The sequence below is a fragment of the Salinimonas sediminis genome (assembly GCF_003429285.1).
Taxonomy (GTDB): Bacteria; Pseudomonadota; Gammaproteobacteria; order Enterobacterales; family Alteromonadaceae; genus Alteromonas; species Alteromonas indica.
Genome location: NZ_CP031769.1, coordinates 3807674 through 3821822, shown reverse-complemented (window position 1 = coordinate 3821822; position 14149 = coordinate 3807674). Strand labels below are relative to the sequence as shown.

Here is a 14149-nt window from a genome sequence, read left to right as displayed (position 1 = left end):
AGGAAGGAACAAGCGCGGAGCTTCGTTGACACAATAGGGTACGCGTGAATAACAACACAACGCGACTTAGGGTCACAATCTCATTTTTTGTTTAAGGATTTACTGTATATGCGATCTCGCTTAATGCTTTACAGGCTGTTTGTTTTAAGCCTGGTAGTTTCGGTGCTGGGCTTGTCCGGCTGCGGAGGATCAGACGATAGCAACTCTGATTATAGTTACGCTTACCTTCAGTTTTATAATGCCTCGCCTAATGGCGCAACCGTTACCATGCGTGAGATAGATGATGGCGACAGCTACGGTTCTGCGCAGTTCGGTGATGCTACCGCAGTAAATTCTTTAGATAGCGGTGAAATTGAACTGGAGTTTATCCGCACCGATTCGGATGATCAGGAAGTACTGATCGATACCATGACAGTAAACCTGGATGTTGGTTATAAAACACTGATTGTGCTTAGCGGTGATTTCGCGGCCCCAGAGTTTGTTGAGTATAAATATGAACGCGAAACACTAGATGACCATTTTCGCCTGTTTTTCACCAATCTGCAGGTAGACGGTACCAGCTACGATATCTATATGAGCGAAGACGGTGATCCGTTCGAAGCTGCCAATTACTTAGGTACCCTTGATTATCAAAGTCTTACTGAAGGCACATTCTGGGACCCGGATGATGACAGCGATGACTTTGACACCGGCGAATACACCCTGTATTTAACATTGCCTGGTGAAACCGAGGTGGTGTTCGAGTCGCAAACCCTGGATTTCGATTATGAAACCGAATATTTCCTGACCCTGCGTGATGTTAGTGGGGCCATAGTCGAAGGATTGTCGGTTGATGCCATTTTAAATTCAACCTACGTTACTAATATTACCGATGTTGATGCTACCTCGCAGTACCGTATTTATAATAGTACTGATATCGATACCCCGCTGAATGTGACATTTGCCGGTAATGACGACAACGATAAAGAATTTACGTTAAGCAGCGGCGAGTTGTCAGATTTTACCAGTATCGATTATGGCGACTACCGGATAACGGTAACCACGGCTGACGGCGAGACTACGGCGTTAACCAATAAACTGATTACATTAAATCAGGGCCAGAGCAAAGCCATTCTAATTTACGAAACCCAGGGTAAATTAGGTGCGGCTACCTTTGAAGAGAGTGGTTTACCACAGTCTTACGACAAGACGGTTAATTTCATCAATCTGGTAGACGACTTCGACAACATCGACTTTTTCTTAGTGCGCAAAGACGAGACCATTGATACTGCGGATTACTATGCGCTGAATTTAGAATTTGGTGAAGACAGTGTGCTGGTATTGCCAGAAGATTATTATGAAATTATCGCCGTGTACGAGGACGATAACGAAGAGCAAATTTTGCTGGACAGAACTTCCCTCACCGGCTTTACCGAAGACGCTAATTATATTGTAACGGTAGAACCGGCTGACAATGCAACCGGCTACGAAATAGTGGTTCTGCAGTAATCACTACAACACTTTCAACAAGCGAAGCCATACCGCGTTGGGCGTAAGCCTTTCGCGGTATTTTTGTATATCAACCTTGAACGCCGCGCTATCCCCCGATACATTTATCGCTTTGTAGAGTGACATTTTCACGTTCGCAAACATGTAAACATGACCGGATGTTAACTACACTTGGTTCATGCATAGCTACGCGTGTACATGCTGATTCACACCACCTCACTTTACCGCTACCCACATGGCTAGTGGCTTATCTTTAAGTGTGGCGGTATCCAGCTAGGTTACAGCACATGGCTAATCTCAATCACACATCATAAAAAGAGGCACGATGGACATCCTCAGGGCGCTAAATGACGTATCGTCTGACCTCGTTCAGTCATTTGATGAAAAAATTAATCAGCTTTTGCAAATAGGGTGCGACGCCTTACAGATGGAAGTTGGAGTGATAACCCAGAAGTCGCCGTTAGCGCTTGAAGTGGTAGCGGTAAGCGGCACGCAAGACGGTTTTAAGCTGGGTGATGCTTTGCCTTTAAATGACAGTTACTGTGTGCAAACTATCAACCAACAGGGGGTGGTGGCCTACCACAATACGCAGGTCTATCCAGGCACCCACCATCCCTGTTATCAACGTTTTGGTTTTGGCCGTTACATAGGCATACCGTTGGTGGTGGATGCGCGTCAGTTTGGCGCCATTGGTTTTTTTGCCGCAGCGCCCGCTGCCTCGCCATTTGATGAAACGGCGAAAGACCAGATGATCTTACTGGCCGAATGGATAGGCGCAGCCTATAGCCGGCAACAATTCCTGGAAGGCTTGCAGCTACAGCAACAGCAACTGGCGCACCAAAGTCAGTTGTTTGACCAGGTGGCCCAGCTAGCAGGTGTCGGCTCATGGGAATACGATATCGTACGGGATGAAATGTTCTGGTCTGAACCATTACGCCAAATGTACGAGTTACCCCGCGACTTTGAGGTGTCTACCGAACAAGCGTTTCGTTTTATTAGTGAACCACAGCAACGTGATCAGGTGTGGGATAAGTTCTCTCGTATGATGGAAACCGGGCAAGGGTTTTCTACCGAAATCGAAGTTGAAAGCTATACCGGGCGCCGATTCTGGATTCAGGCGCAGTGCAAGGTAACGTATAAAAACGAGCAGCCGGACAAGGTTATTGGCGCGACACAAGATATAACCAGCCGCGTCTTGGCTGCCCGTGAATTAGAGCAAAAGCACCGTGTAGCCGAGCAGGCGCTACAGTCCAGAAGCCTGTTTTTAGCTAATATGAGTCACGAGATTCGCACGCCGATTAATGGCGTTATCGGTATGCTTGATGCGATGTCTAAAACTTCGATGGATAGCCAGCAACAGGAATTTTGTAATGTCGCCAGTAGCAGTGCTAATACCTTACTTGGCCTGATTAACGATATTCTGGATTTTTCGAAAATCGATTCAGGGCAAATAAATCTTGAACAGGTACCCGTGGATATCAGTGCACTGATTCGTGAGCAGCAAAGTGTATTTGAGCACGTGGCGAATGAAAAAGGCCTAAGCTTAAGTATCGATACTGAGCAAACTGATGCGCTGTGGTTTATGGCCGACCCAGTCAGAATCAAACAAATTTTAACCAACCTGATAAATAACGCGATAAAATTTACCGCCAAGGGGTCGGTGAAGGTGCGTACCCGCGCGCTGGAGCAAAGTAACGGCAAATACCTGGTTCAGCTGATTGTAGAAGATACCGGTATTGGTATCGAACCCGACCGGCAAGCTGCGATTTTTTCCCCGTTTCAGCAAGGTGACAGCGCGACCACACGCCGGTTTGGCGGAACTGGTCTGGGTTTATCAATTGTGGCCCAAATTGCCGAACATATGGGCGGCGGCATCCGGGTGAAAAGTACACCCGGCGAAGGGGCGTCATTTATTGTCGGTTTACAGTTAAACCGCACCAGTGATACCCAGCCTCAATCATGCAGTGGATATGCTGAAGAAGACCAGGCACAACCGCTTACCGCCGAACTTACCGCGGGAAGACGCTTGATGGTAGTAGAGGATAACGATATAAATCAGGTGGTTATCGCAGAACAGTTAAAAGAGCTTGGCATTGAGGCCGATCTTGTTCAAAATGGCGGCGAAGCCGTAGAGCAATTTATCCGCAGTCAGACCTGGGAATCGGGTTACGACCTGATTTTAATGGACTGCCAAATGCCGGTAATGGACGGTTACGAAGCAACTGCTGCTATCCGTAAACTCGGTGGCTATGCGCAAACAGTGCCGATTATTGCACTGACTGCGAATGCGCTAGCGGGGGAGCGGGAAAAATGCGTACTAGCCGGAATGAATGATTATTTAACCAAACCGGTGAGTGTAGAAAAACTTGGAAAATGTATCAGACGTTACCTTATCGGCGCCTATCAGGCTGAAGGTGGCGGAATTTGACCATTGGTCATTTACCCAGGCCTCTTGAAGAAAAGCGGCTTGCAGGATCGTCTAAAAATAATTCAAATTTAGCCTATCACTGACCTATCTTATCTGTTATCATTTCGCGCCCTTTTTATGGGGGTATGTATATAAAAGCAACAACGATTGTTGTTTTTAGCAGCGTAATCGACTCGAGAGAGTCTTCATTTATTAGCGGAGCACTAACATGATCCAAATGCAAACTAACCTGGACGTTGCAGATAACAGCGGCGCTCGCAGGGTTCAGTGTATTAAGGTTCTTGGTGGCTCGCATCGCCGTTATGCAGGTATCGGTGACATCATCAAAGTTACCGTCAAGGAAGCAATTCCTCGCGGTAAAGTTAAAAAAGGTGACGTACTGAACGCAGTGGTGGTGCGTACTAGAAAAGGCGTTCGTCGTGCAGATGGTTCTACCATCCGTTTCGATAATAACGCGGCTGTTTTGTTGAACACCAACAAGCAACCAATTGGTACGCGTATCTTTGGACCGGTAACCCGTGAGTTGAGAAGTGATAACTTCATGAAAATCATCTCATTGGCCCCAGAGGTACTATAAGGAGTCACGATAATGGCTAACAAAATTCGTCGTGATGATGAAGTAGTCGTATTAGCGGGTAAAGACAAAGGCAAAACAGGCAAAGTCCTGAAAATGCTTATTGCTGATAACCGTGTAGTTGTAGAAGGTGTAAACCTTATCAAGAAGCATCAAAAGCCTAACCCTCAAGCGGGTCAGCCTGGCGGTATTGTTGAGAAGGAAGCATCTATTCACGTTTCTAATGTAGCGATTGTTAACCCGGCAACGGGCAAAGCAGATCGCGTTGGTTTCCGTTTCGAAGATGAGAAGAAAGTACGTTTCTTCAAGTCTAACGGCGAACTTGTTTAATTAATTGGAGAGTACGATGGCGAAACTGCATGATTTCTATAAAGAAACAGTAGTAGCTGAACTTGCGAAGCAGTTCGGATACAAAAGCGTCATGCAAGTCCCTCGGATTGAAAAAATCACCTTGAACATGGGTCTTGGTGAAGCAGTTGCTGACAAGAAAATTCTTGAGAATGCGCAAGCAGACATGGCGTCTATCGCCGGTCAGAAACCGATTGTCACAGTTGCTAGAAGATCAGTAGCGGGTTTTAAAATCCGTGAAGGTTATCCGATTGGCTGTAAAGTAACCCTACGTGGCGAGCGTATGTGGGAATTTCTAGAGCGTTTGATTTCAATCGCTATCCCGCGTATTCGCGACTTCCGTGGTTTGAATCCAAAATCATTCGACGGTCGTGGTAACTACAGCATGGGCGTGCGTGAACAAATTATTTTCCCTGAAATCGACTTTGATAAAGTTGATAAAGTACGCGGTATGGATATTACTATCACTACCAGTGCCGAAAATAATGAAGAAGCACGTGCTCTGCTGGACGCGTTCAACTTCCCATTCAAAAAGTAAGGGGTGTAGGGTTATGGCAAAAGAATCAATGAAGGCTCGTGAAGTCAAGCGCGCTAAGCTAGTTGCTAAGTACGCTGAAAAACGTGCCGCACTTAAAGCGACTATCAGCGATGTTAACGTCTCTGAAGAAGAGCGTTGGGACGCTGTTCTTAAGCTACAACAACTGCCACGTGATTCCGCTAAAGTACGTCAACAGAACCGTTGTCGTATAACTGGCCGTCCACATGGTTACCTACGCAAATTTGGTCTTAGCCGTATCAAACTGCGTGAAGCAGCGATGCGCGGTGAAGTCCCTGGTTTGAAAAAAGCCAGCTGGTAAGGAGTAGCTTAAATGAGCATGCAAGATCCTATCGCGGATATGTTTACCCGCATCCGTAACGGCCAAATGGCACAGAAAGTTTCTGTTGTTATGCCTTCTTCTAAGCTGCGCGCTGCAATTTGTGGCGTACTAAAAGCTGAAGGTTATATCACTGACTTCTCTGCATCTGGTGACGTTAAGCCTGTTTTAGAAGTGACGTTAAAGTACTTCGAAGGCAAGCAAGTAATTGACACAATTGAACGTGTTAGCCGTCCTGGTCTGCGCATCTATAAGAAAAAAGATGAGCTGCCAAAAGTAATGGGTGGTCTAGGCGTAGCTATCGTGTCGACTTCCAAAGGTGTGATGACTGACCGTGCTGCGCGTAAAGCAGGCATGGGCGGTGAGATCATCGGTTATGTTGCGTAATCGGAGGAGTTGATATGTCACGAGTAGCAAAAGCCCCAGTTGACGTTGTATCAGGTGTAGAAATTTCTATCTCTGGTCAAGACGTTAGCGTTAAAGGTAAAAACGGCACTTTGACCCGCACTTTCAACGCTGCAGTTGAAGTGGTTCAAGAAGAAAACCAGCTGAAAGCACTTCCTCGTGAAGGTTTTGCTGATGCATGGGCACAAGCAGGTACTGTACGTGCACTTCTGAACAGCATGATTCAAGGTGTATCACAAGGTTTTGAGAAAAAGCTTCAGTTGAATGGTGTTGGTTACCGTGCACAAGCACAAGGTAACAAACTAAACCTGACACTGGGTTTCTCACACCCTGTTGCATACGAAATGCCTGAAGGCATTACGGTAGAAACTCCTAGCCAAACTGAAATCATCGTCAAAGGCGCTGATAAGCAGGTGGTAGGACAGGTTGCGGCGAACATTCGCGCGTATCGTCCACCAGAGCCTTATAAAGGTAAAGGTGTTCGCTATGCTGACGAACAAGTACGTCGTAAAGAAGCTAAGAAAAAGTAGGTGGGTGATACGATGGATAAGAGAGCAGCTCGCTTGCGTCGCGCAACTCGCGCACGCGTAAAGATTCGTGAACTGGCCGCGCATCGCTTGGTTGTAAACCGTACACCTCGCCACATTTATGCTCAGCTAATCGCACCTAGCGGTTCTGAAGTATTAGCAGCGGCTTCTACCGTTGAAAAAGATCTGTCAAAAGATCTTAAATCAACAGGCAATGCTGAAGCAGCGGCAATGGTTGGTAAGGTAATCGCAGAACGCGCACTTGAGAAAGGCATTAAAGTTGTGGCTTTCGATCGGAGCGGTTTCCAGTACCACGGTCGTGTTAAAGCATTAGCTGATGCAGCTCGCGAAGCTGGCCTTCAGTTCTAGGAGTTTATAATGGCTAAACAAGATGTTCAAAACGGTGATATGCTGGAAAAATTGATCGCTGTAAACCGCGTTTCTAAAGTGGTTAAAGGTGGTCGAATCTTCAGTTTCACTGCATTGACGGTAGTGGGTGACGGCAACGGCCGCGTTGGTTTTGGTTACGGTAAAGCACGTGAAGTGCCAGCCGCTATCCAAAAGGCAATGGAAAAGGCTCGCCGTAACATGGTAACTGTAGATCTTAAAGGTCATACATTACAGCACCCAATTAAAGGTCGTCACTCTGGCTCAAAAGTTTACATGCAGCCTGCATCTGAAGGTACCGGTATTATTGCCGGTGGTGCGATGCGTGCAGTACTTGAAGTAGCTGGTGTACAAAACGTACTTTCAAAATGTTACGGCTCGACTAACCCAATGAACGTTGTTCGCGCAACGATCAACGCACTGACAGAGATGAATTCTCCGGCAGGCGTCGCTGCCAAGCGTGGGTTGTCAGTAGAAGAGATTTTGGGGTAAGCAGACATGGCAACGATTAAAGTAAAGCAAACTAAAAGTGCGATTGGCCGTTTGCCAAAGCACCGAGCTACGCTGAAAGGCCTAGGTCTTCGTAAAATCAACCATGTACGCGAGTTGGAAGACACCCCAGCTGTTCGTGGCATGATCAACCGTGTGCATTACATGGTTGAGATTGTGGAGGAGTAAGACATGCGTTTGAATGAAATTTCTCCTGCACCTGGAGCGAAAAATACTGGTAAGCGCGTTGGTCGTGGTATCGGTTCAGGTCTTGGTAAAACTGGTGGCCGCGGTCACAAAGGTCAGAAAAGCCGTTCAGGTGGATCTGTGAAGCCAGGATTTGAAGGTGGTCAGATGCCAATTCAGCGCCGTCTGCCTAAGTTCGGTTTCAAATCACGCAAAGGCTTCGTTACTGACGAAGTTACGCTAAATGAAATCGCCAAGGTAGAAGGTGATACTGCATCTCTTGAGACGTTAAAAGCTGCTGGGCTGGTTAAAAAGCACATTCAGTTTATTAAAGTTGTTAAGAGCGGTGAAGTATCACGTGCTGTTACGGTTAGCGGTTTAAAGGTTACTAAAGGCGCGCGTGAAGCGATTGAAGCTGCCGGCGGTAAAGTAGAGGAATAAGCTAGATGGCTAAACCAGGATTGGATTCGGGCGCTAAAAGCGGCTTAAGTGAGCTTAAAGCAAGATTGCTGTTCGTACTCGGTGCGATCGTAGTATTCCGGTTAGGCTCTTATGTGCCTATTCCGGGAATAGATCCTGCGGTTCTGGCTGAGCTTTTTGAGCAGCAGAAAGGTACCATCGTTGAAATGTTCAACATGTTCTCCGGTGGTGCTCTTGAGCGTGCATCCGTTCTGGCTTTGGGCATTATGCCATACATTACTGCATCCATTATTATGCAGTTGCTCACGGTGGTTCATCCACCGATGATGGAGCTTAAAAAAGAAGGCGAGGCAGGCCGTCGCAAAATTAGTCAGTACACGCGTTATTTAACGCTGATACTGGCTACCTTCCAAGCAATTGGTATTGCGACAAATCTGCCTAACCTGATTAATGGATTGGTGATAAGTCCTGGCTTCGGATTCTACTTTACGGCGGTAGTGAGCTTGGTCACAGGAACCATGTTCCTGATGTGGCTGGGTGAGCAAATTACCGAACGAGGTATCGGAAACGGTATTTCTATACTGATATTTGCTGGTATTGTTGCCGGTCTGCCAACAGCGATAGGTCAGACTGCGGAACAGGCAAGACAGGGTGATATTAATTTATTATTCCTGCTGTTAATTGGTGCCATTGTAGTTGGTCTTATTTATCTGGTGGTGTTCGTTGAACGCGCTCAACGCCGGATTGTGGTAAACTATGCTAAGCGTCAGCAAGGCCGCAAGGTTTTCGCCGCGCAAAGTACACATTTACCGCTTAAGGTTAATATGGCTGGGGTTATCCCTCCAATTTTCGCCTCCAGCATCATTCTGTTTCCAGGAACTATCGCAGGATGGTTTGGTCAGAATGAATCAACTGCTTGGCTGCAGGATGTAGCGTTAATGCTATCGCCTGGTCAACCGTTGTATGTGATGTTATATGCAGCAGCTATTATCTTCTTCTGCTTCTTCTATACTGCGTTGGTATTTAACCCGCGCGATACGGCAGAAAACCTGAAGAAGTCTGGTGCTTTTATTCCTGGTATCCGTCCAGGTGAACAAACATCACGTTATATCGATAAGGTAATGACTCGCCTGACACTGGCTGGCGCACTGTACATAACCTTTATTTGTTTAGTGCCTGAATTCATGCTGATTGCCTGGAATGTGCCGTTCTACTTCGGTGGTACGTCGCTTCTGATTATTGTGGTAGTTATCATGGACTTTATGGCGCAGGTGCAGACCCATTTGATGTCAAGTCAGTATGAGTCTGTTCTGAAGAAAGCTAATCTTAAAGGCTACGGCCGGTAAGATTGGTGAACTACGGAGTGATGTAATGAAAGTTCGTGCATCAGTAAAGAAGATTTGCCGTAACTGTAAAGTCATCAAGCGCAACGGTGTTGTGCGGGTGATTTGTACAGAGCCAAAGCATAAGCAAAGGCAAGGTTAATCAAAATACGCGGTACATATTACCGAGTGATTGTAAGCTGAACCATACAGGTTCAGCTTAATCTATTACGGTAATATGAACCTTAAGTTGCAATTTTGTCGATGGATAAGTATCCTATCGGGCTTTTTAGGCTGTCGACATAAAATACAAGAGGAGTGCTGTTAATGGCCCGTATCGCTGGCATTAACATTCCTGAACACAAGCATGCCGTTATCGCTATTCAAGCGATTTTCGGTGTAGGCGCAACTCGTGCTAAAGAGATCTGTGCTAACGCTGGTGTTGCAGAATCAACAAAGATAAAAGAACTAGACGAAGCGACTGTAGAGAAGCTTCGTGAAGAAGTGGCTAAGTTCACCGTTGAAGGTGATCTTCGTCGTGAAGTATCGATGAGCATCAAACGTTTGATGGACCTGGGTTGCTTCCGTGGCATCCGCCACCGTCGTAGCTTGCCTCTACGTGGTCAGCGCACTAAAACTAATGCGCGTACCCGTAAAGGTCCTCGTAAGCCAATTAAGAAGTAAGCGGGGGAGTTAAGTTATGGCAAAAGCACCAACTCGTACAACGCGTAAGCGCGCTAAACGTCAGGTTGCAGACGGAATGGCTCATATCCATGCGTCTTTCAACAACACTATTGTGACTATTACCGATCGTTCTGGTAACGCTCTGGCATGGGCAACATCAGGTGGTTCAGGTTTCCGTGGTTCACGTAAATCTACCCCTTTTGCTGCGCAGGTAGCTGCTGAGCGTGCCGGTGTTGCGGCACAAGAATACGGTTTGAAAAACCTGGAAGTATTCGTTAAAGGTCCAGGTCCAGGCCGTGAGTCTGCGATCCGTGCACTTAACGCAACAGGTTACAAAATCACAAACATTACCGATGTGACCCCTATTCCTCACAACGGTTGTCGTCCACCGAAAAAACGTCGCGTTTAATCGACGGACAGTTGGAGAAAGAACATGGCAAGATATTTGGGTCCAAAACTCAAACTTAGCCGTCGCGAAGGAACCGACCTGTTCCTGAAAAGCGGCGTTCGCGCAATCGATTCTAAATGTAAGATCGATACTGCGCCTGGTCAGCATGGTGCCCGTCGTGGCCGTTTGTCTGATTACGGTGTACAGCTGCGTGAAAAGCAAAAAGTTCGTCGTATGTACGGCGTTCTGGAAAAACAATTCCGCAACTACTACAAAGAAGCTGCACGTCTGAAAGGCAATACGGGTGAAAACCTGTTGCAACTTTTAGAGCAGCGTCTTGATAACGTAGTATACCGGATGGGATTCGCCAGTACTCGTGCTGAAGCACGTCAGCTGGTTAGCCACAAAGCAATCATGGTAAATGGTCGTTGTGTGAACATTCCATCTTATAACGTTTCTGCCGAAGACGTGGTTTCTGTTCGGGAAAAAGCTAAGAAGCAAGCGCGTATCGTTGCTGCTTTGGAACTGGCTGACCAACGTGAGAAGCCAACCTGGATTGAAGTAGACAGCAACAAAATGGAAGGTACGTTTAAACGCGTTCCGGAAAGAACTGACCTGTCTGCCGAAATTAACGAACAGTTGATCGTCGAACTTTACTCTAAGTAAAGCTAACTAAAGAGGAAGCATTGTGGGTTCTGTGACTGAATTCCTAAAACCGAGATTAGTTGAGATCGAAAACGTTTCTCCTACTCGTGCCAAAGTAACTTTGGAACCGCTAGAGCGTGGCTTTGGCCATACTCTGGGTAACGCCCTGCGTCGTATTCTGTTGTCATCCATGCCTGGGTGCGCAGTTACCGAGGTAGAAATCGATGGCGTTTTACACGAGTACAGCACCAAAGAAGGTGTTCAGGAAGACGTTATCGAGATCCTGCTAAATCTGAAAGGTTTAGCGGTTCGTCTTGAAGGCAAAGACGAAGCAACGCTGACGATAGTGAAGTCTGGCGCTGGCCCTGTTGTTGCTGGTGATATACAGCATGATGGTGATGTAGAAATTACGAACCCTGAACACGTTATTTGTACTTTGACTGGCGAAGCTGAAATCAGCATGCGTATCAAAGTAGAAATGGGCCGTGGTTATGTTCCTGCTTCTACCCGTCGCTCCTCAGAAGATGATGATCGTCCAATTGGTCGTTTGTTAGTAGATGCCTCATTCAGCCCAGTTGAACGTATTGCTTACACTGTTGAGTCTGCCCGTGTTGAACAACGCACAGACTTAGATAAGTTAATCATCGACATGGAAACAAATGGCACCCTGGATCCTGAAGAAGCGATCCGCCGTGCAGCCACTATTTTGGCTGAACAGTTAGATGCCTTTGTTGACTTGCGTGACGTTTCAGAGCCAGTACAGAAAGAAGAGAAGCCGGAATTTGACCCGATTCTACTTCGTCCTGTAGATGACCTGGAATTGACAGTACGTTCTGCAAACTGTTTGAAAGCGGAAGCTATCCAGTACATTGGTGACCTGGTTCAGCGTACCGAGGTGGAATTGCTTAAGACACCTAACCTTGGTAAAAAATCGCTAACTGAAATCAAAGACGTGTTAGCCTCTCGTGGTCTATCTCTGGGTATGCGCCTAGAAAACTGGCCACCAGAGAGCATCGCTGACAAAGATTAATCAGGTTTTTATCAAACTGATTTGTAGAGAAGGATAAAACTATGCGCCATCGTAAGAGTGGTCGTCAGTTGAATCGCAACAGCAGCCATCGTCAAGCTATGTTTAAAAACATGGCCGGCTCATTGGTCAAGCACGAAGTGATCAAAACGACGTTACCCAAAGCGAAAGAATTACGTCGCGTAATCGAGCCACTAATTACTCTTGCTAAGCAAGACAGCGTGGCTAACCGCCGCCTGGCTTTCGCTCGCACTGGTGATAAAGAGGTTGTAGGTAAACTGTTTAACGACCTAGGTCCTCGTTATGAGGCCCGCCCAGGCGGTTATACTCGCATTCTTAAATGCGGTTACCGTGCAGGCGACAGCGCCCCTATGGCGTTCGTTGAGCTAGTAGACCGTCCAGTAGCTGAAGTTTCTGAAGAAGCTGAAGCCACTGAAGAATAAGTTCTAAAGATTATTCGATTAAAAAAACCCGGCTTAGGCCGGGTTTTTTGTATTTAAACTATCTCAATGTTATACAATACATATTTCTATAGTTCAAAATTCATTTAAAATAAAAAAGTGTGATTCATTACATATAGTTAGAATACGAGTTACAGACTTATCGGTAATTTCAGGCTGCATAAAGTCCAAAACCTTATCTTACATCATCTAATATTATCTGCTAAAGGAATCTTGATCATATCCGAACATAAAAGCTACATAGATAGTTCTATTGTAAAAATTATATTATGAAGATCTTTATTAATATTTTAAAGCTAGATAAGAGAACTATACCGATTAATGTTGTTTGTTGATATCTTAAGTTCGGAGATCAGATTTTTCAGCCTCAGGCTCGAAATGTCGAAAGAAGAAAGTAAAACTTAGTGTAATTAAAGTTCAAACATGTTCGGGATAGTTTGAAAAGATTTATTTAAGTAAAACAAAAAGGGTTAGATGGAGTAAATATTAAATAAGCTGAGAAATTCACAAAGAAAACGAAACTATTTTATACTCCTTCTCTACTCTAAATAACTATCTATGTAAATGGCACTGAGCAATAAGAAGTATATAAGTTTTTATATGCTAATAATCTCCAATAATTTTTAGTTATTGATTAGTATCTCAAAGCTAAAAATTTAGATATATTATATACGATACAAAGATCTAAGTAGAAGATAACTACTTTATGGCAACAAGAAGACGTAGTACAATTACTGGTTAAGTCTATAACTATAATTAAATAAGCTGATAGTAAGTATCTAGATGACAAAATTCAGTTTAAAGTTTTATATACAACTGAAATTCGACGAGTTAAACGCACTGTATACTATAGAGAACTATTATGAATGAACAGCATACTCAATTAAGTAACTTTCTTCATACAGATTTTAATGATTCGACTATGCAGAAAATTCAGCTATACCAAACCCAAGTCGAATTAGAAAGGAAGTTTAAGAGGCTTGACGAAACTTTAAAAGAACTTGATAAAAAAAATATCGAACTGAATAAATTAAAGAGTAAATATAAACTACAAATAAAAAGAAATGATGCTCTTTCTATTGCGTTCAACAAATCTAAGCATATTGAACTGTCTCTTGTTTATATACTTCGACGTTTCAAAATTCCTAAATTATCTAGAGCTGGTAGAAATCTAGTTGCCTTAGTAAGTAAAGAGCCAAGTAGTGTAAAACCTGTTAATGGCGACGAAAGCGATATTGAATTACTTCTTAACTCTGATTATTTTGATAGCTATTGGTATCTTAATAAATATAAGGACGTAGACGATGCAAAGGTCTCACCTGCAAGGCATTTTCTGTCCCATGCTAAAGCGGAATTGCGAAACCCAAGCGTTAAATTTAGCACTTTACATTATTTAAGAAATAACCCAGATGTAGCGCTAGAGAATATAAACCCACTAATTCACTATCTAAGGTTTGGCAGATATGAAGGTAGGAAAGTGTTTAAAGTACTATGA

Annotated in this window: 20 protein-coding genes; all 20 read left to right on the top strand. The window is 44.9% G+C overall.

What is annotated here, in order from left to right:
* Positions 1-108 precede the first annotated feature (108 nt).
* The 20 genes from D0Y50_RS16790 (at position 109) to D0Y50_RS16695 (ending at position 14149) form a co-directional block, all read left to right on the top strand.
* Positions 109-1488, top strand: coding sequence for a DUF4397 domain-containing protein (locus D0Y50_RS16790; protein WP_117318112.1), 1380 nt, complete (start codon positions 109-111; stop codon positions 1486-1488).
* 325 nt (positions 1489-1813) lie between these two features.
* Positions 1814-3916: a GAF domain-containing hybrid sensor histidine kinase/response regulator gene (locus D0Y50_RS16785; RefSeq protein WP_117318110.1), complete on the top strand. Its 2103-nt coding sequence runs from the start codon at positions 1814-1816 to the stop codon at positions 3914-3916.
* Between the two features lie 208 nt (positions 3917-4124).
* On the top strand, positions 4125-4493 hold the full coding sequence (gene rplN / locus D0Y50_RS16780) for a 50S ribosomal protein L14 (protein WP_108568760.1): 369 nt from the start codon (positions 4125-4127) through the stop codon (positions 4491-4493).
* 12 nt (positions 4494-4505) lie between these two features.
* Positions 4506-4820, top strand: a complete 315-nt coding sequence (gene rplX / locus D0Y50_RS16775) for a 50S ribosomal protein L24 (protein WP_108568761.1) — start codon at positions 4506-4508, stop codon at positions 4818-4820.
* Positions 4821-4836: 16 nt separating this feature from the next.
* Positions 4837-5376 carry a 50S ribosomal protein L5 gene (gene rplE, locus D0Y50_RS16770; RefSeq protein ID WP_108568762.1) on the top strand — a complete coding sequence of 180 codons (540 nt, stop codon included), beginning with the start codon at positions 4837-4839 and terminating at the stop codon, positions 5374-5376.
* A 13-nt stretch (positions 5377-5389) separates the two neighbouring features.
* The gene (rpsN, locus tag D0Y50_RS16765; RefSeq protein ID WP_108568763.1) at positions 5390-5695 is read left to right on the top strand and encodes a 30S ribosomal protein S14; all 306 of its coding nucleotides are present in this window, start codon (positions 5390-5392) and stop codon (positions 5693-5695) included.
* A 12-nt stretch (positions 5696-5707) separates the two neighbouring features.
* On the top strand, positions 5708-6100 hold the full coding sequence (gene rpsH, locus D0Y50_RS16760) for a 30S ribosomal protein S8 (protein WP_108568764.1): 393 nt from the start codon (positions 5708-5710) through the stop codon (positions 6098-6100).
* A gap of 14 nt (positions 6101-6114) precedes the next feature.
* Positions 6115-6648, top strand: coding sequence for a 50S ribosomal protein L6 (gene rplF / locus D0Y50_RS16755; RefSeq protein WP_108568765.1), 534 nt, complete (start codon positions 6115-6117; stop codon positions 6646-6648).
* A gap of 12 nt (positions 6649-6660) precedes the next feature.
* Positions 6661-7014 (top strand): 50S ribosomal protein L18, encoded by a 354-nt coding sequence (gene rplR, locus D0Y50_RS16750; RefSeq protein ID WP_108568766.1) that lies wholly within the window; start codon positions 6661-6663, stop codon positions 7012-7014.
* A gap of 9 nt (positions 7015-7023) precedes the next feature.
* Positions 7024-7524 (top strand): 30S ribosomal protein S5, encoded by a 501-nt coding sequence (rpsE, locus tag D0Y50_RS16745; RefSeq protein WP_108568767.1) that lies wholly within the window; start codon positions 7024-7026, stop codon positions 7522-7524.
* A gap of 6 nt (positions 7525-7530) precedes the next feature.
* The gene (gene rpmD / locus D0Y50_RS16740) at positions 7531-7710 is read left to right on the top strand and encodes a 50S ribosomal protein L30 (protein ID WP_018984670.1); all 180 of its coding nucleotides are present in this window, start codon (positions 7531-7533) and stop codon (positions 7708-7710) included.
* Positions 7711-7713: 3 nt separating this feature from the next.
* Entirely contained in the window at positions 7714-8148 is a 435-nt protein-coding gene (rplO, locus tag D0Y50_RS16735) for a 50S ribosomal protein L15 (RefSeq protein WP_108568768.1), read from the top strand.
* Between the two features lie 5 nt (positions 8149-8153).
* Positions 8154-9473 (top strand): preprotein translocase subunit SecY, encoded by a 1320-nt coding sequence (gene secY, locus D0Y50_RS16730; protein ID WP_108568769.1) that lies wholly within the window; start codon positions 8154-8156, stop codon positions 9471-9473.
* A gap of 25 nt (positions 9474-9498) precedes the next feature.
* Positions 9499-9612 (top strand): 50S ribosomal protein L36, encoded by a 114-nt coding sequence (gene rpmJ / locus D0Y50_RS16725; protein ID WP_013786217.1) that lies wholly within the window; start codon positions 9499-9501, stop codon positions 9610-9612.
* A 164-nt stretch (positions 9613-9776) separates the two neighbouring features.
* Entirely contained in the window at positions 9777-10133 is a 357-nt protein-coding gene (rpsM, locus tag D0Y50_RS16720; RefSeq protein WP_108568770.1) for a 30S ribosomal protein S13, read from the top strand.
* A gap of 16 nt (positions 10134-10149) precedes the next feature.
* Positions 10150-10542 (top strand): 30S ribosomal protein S11, encoded by a 393-nt coding sequence (rpsK, locus tag D0Y50_RS16715; protein WP_108568771.1) that lies wholly within the window; start codon positions 10150-10152, stop codon positions 10540-10542.
* 24 nt (positions 10543-10566) lie between these two features.
* The gene (gene rpsD / locus D0Y50_RS16710; RefSeq protein WP_108568772.1) at positions 10567-11187 is read left to right on the top strand and encodes a 30S ribosomal protein S4; all 621 of its coding nucleotides are present in this window, start codon (positions 10567-10569) and stop codon (positions 11185-11187) included.
* A 19-nt stretch (positions 11188-11206) separates the two neighbouring features.
* Positions 11207-12196, top strand: a complete 990-nt coding sequence (locus D0Y50_RS16705; protein WP_108568773.1) for a DNA-directed RNA polymerase subunit alpha — start codon at positions 11207-11209, stop codon at positions 12194-12196.
* Positions 12197-12237: 41 nt separating this feature from the next.
* Entirely contained in the window at positions 12238-12636 is a 399-nt protein-coding gene (rplQ, locus tag D0Y50_RS16700; RefSeq protein WP_108568774.1) for a 50S ribosomal protein L17, read from the top strand.
* Positions 12637-13516: 880 nt separating this feature from the next.
* Positions 13517-14149 carry a hypothetical protein gene (locus D0Y50_RS16695; protein ID WP_117318108.1) on the top strand — a complete coding sequence of 211 codons (633 nt, stop codon included), beginning with the start codon at positions 13517-13519 and terminating at the stop codon, positions 14147-14149.

Excerpts from the sequence above, each read along its gene's own strand:
- rplF (WP_108568765.1), top strand. The coding sequence starts at position 6,115 with ATGTCACGAGTAGCAAAAGCCCCAGTTGACGTTGTATCAGGTGTAGAA.
- rplE (WP_108568762.1), top strand. The coding sequence starts at position 4,837 with ATGGCGAAACTGCATGATTTCTATAAAGAAACAGTAGTAGCTGAACTT.
- rpsM (WP_108568770.1), top strand. The coding sequence starts at position 9,777 with ATGGCCCGTATCGCTGGCATTAACATTCCTGAACACAAGCATGCCGTT.
- rplQ (WP_108568774.1), top strand. The coding sequence starts at position 12,238 with ATGCGCCATCGTAAGAGTGGTCGTCAGTTGAATCGCAACAGCAGCCAT.
- rpsK (WP_108568771.1), top strand. The coding sequence starts at position 10,150 with ATGGCAAAAGCACCAACTCGTACAACGCGTAAGCGCGCTAAACGTCAG.
- rpsH (WP_108568764.1), top strand. The coding sequence starts at position 5,708 with ATGAGCATGCAAGATCCTATCGCGGATATGTTTACCCGCATCCGTAAC.
- D0Y50_RS16790 (WP_117318112.1), top strand. The coding sequence starts at position 109 with ATGCGATCTCGCTTAATGCTTTACAGGCTGTTTGTTTTAAGCCTGGTA.
- rpsE (WP_108568767.1), top strand. The coding sequence starts at position 7,024 with ATGGCTAAACAAGATGTTCAAAACGGTGATATGCTGGAAAAATTGATC.
- rplN (WP_108568760.1), top strand. The coding sequence starts at position 4,125 with ATGATCCAAATGCAAACTAACCTGGACGTTGCAGATAACAGCGGCGCT.
- secY (WP_108568769.1), top strand. The coding sequence starts at position 8,154 with ATGGCTAAACCAGGATTGGATTCGGGCGCTAAAAGCGGCTTAAGTGAG.
- rplO (WP_108568768.1), top strand. The coding sequence starts at position 7,714 with ATGCGTTTGAATGAAATTTCTCCTGCACCTGGAGCGAAAAATACTGGT.
- rpsN (WP_108568763.1), top strand. The coding sequence starts at position 5,390 with ATGGCAAAAGAATCAATGAAGGCTCGTGAAGTCAAGCGCGCTAAGCTA.
- rpmD (WP_018984670.1), top strand. The coding sequence starts at position 7,531 with ATGGCAACGATTAAAGTAAAGCAAACTAAAAGTGCGATTGGCCGTTTG.
- rplX (WP_108568761.1), top strand. The coding sequence starts at position 4,506 with ATGGCTAACAAAATTCGTCGTGATGATGAAGTAGTCGTATTAGCGGGT.
- rpmJ (WP_013786217.1), top strand. The coding sequence starts at position 9,499 with ATGAAAGTTCGTGCATCAGTAAAGAAGATTTGCCGTAACTGTAAAGTC.
- D0Y50_RS16785 (WP_117318110.1), top strand. The coding sequence starts at position 1,814 with ATGGACATCCTCAGGGCGCTAAATGACGTATCGTCTGACCTCGTTCAG.
- rplR (WP_108568766.1), top strand. The coding sequence starts at position 6,661 with ATGGATAAGAGAGCAGCTCGCTTGCGTCGCGCAACTCGCGCACGCGTA.
- D0Y50_RS16695 (WP_117318108.1), top strand. The coding sequence starts at position 13,517 with ATGAATGAACAGCATACTCAATTAAGTAACTTTCTTCATACAGATTTT.
- rpsD (WP_108568772.1), top strand. The coding sequence starts at position 10,567 with ATGGCAAGATATTTGGGTCCAAAACTCAAACTTAGCCGTCGCGAAGGA.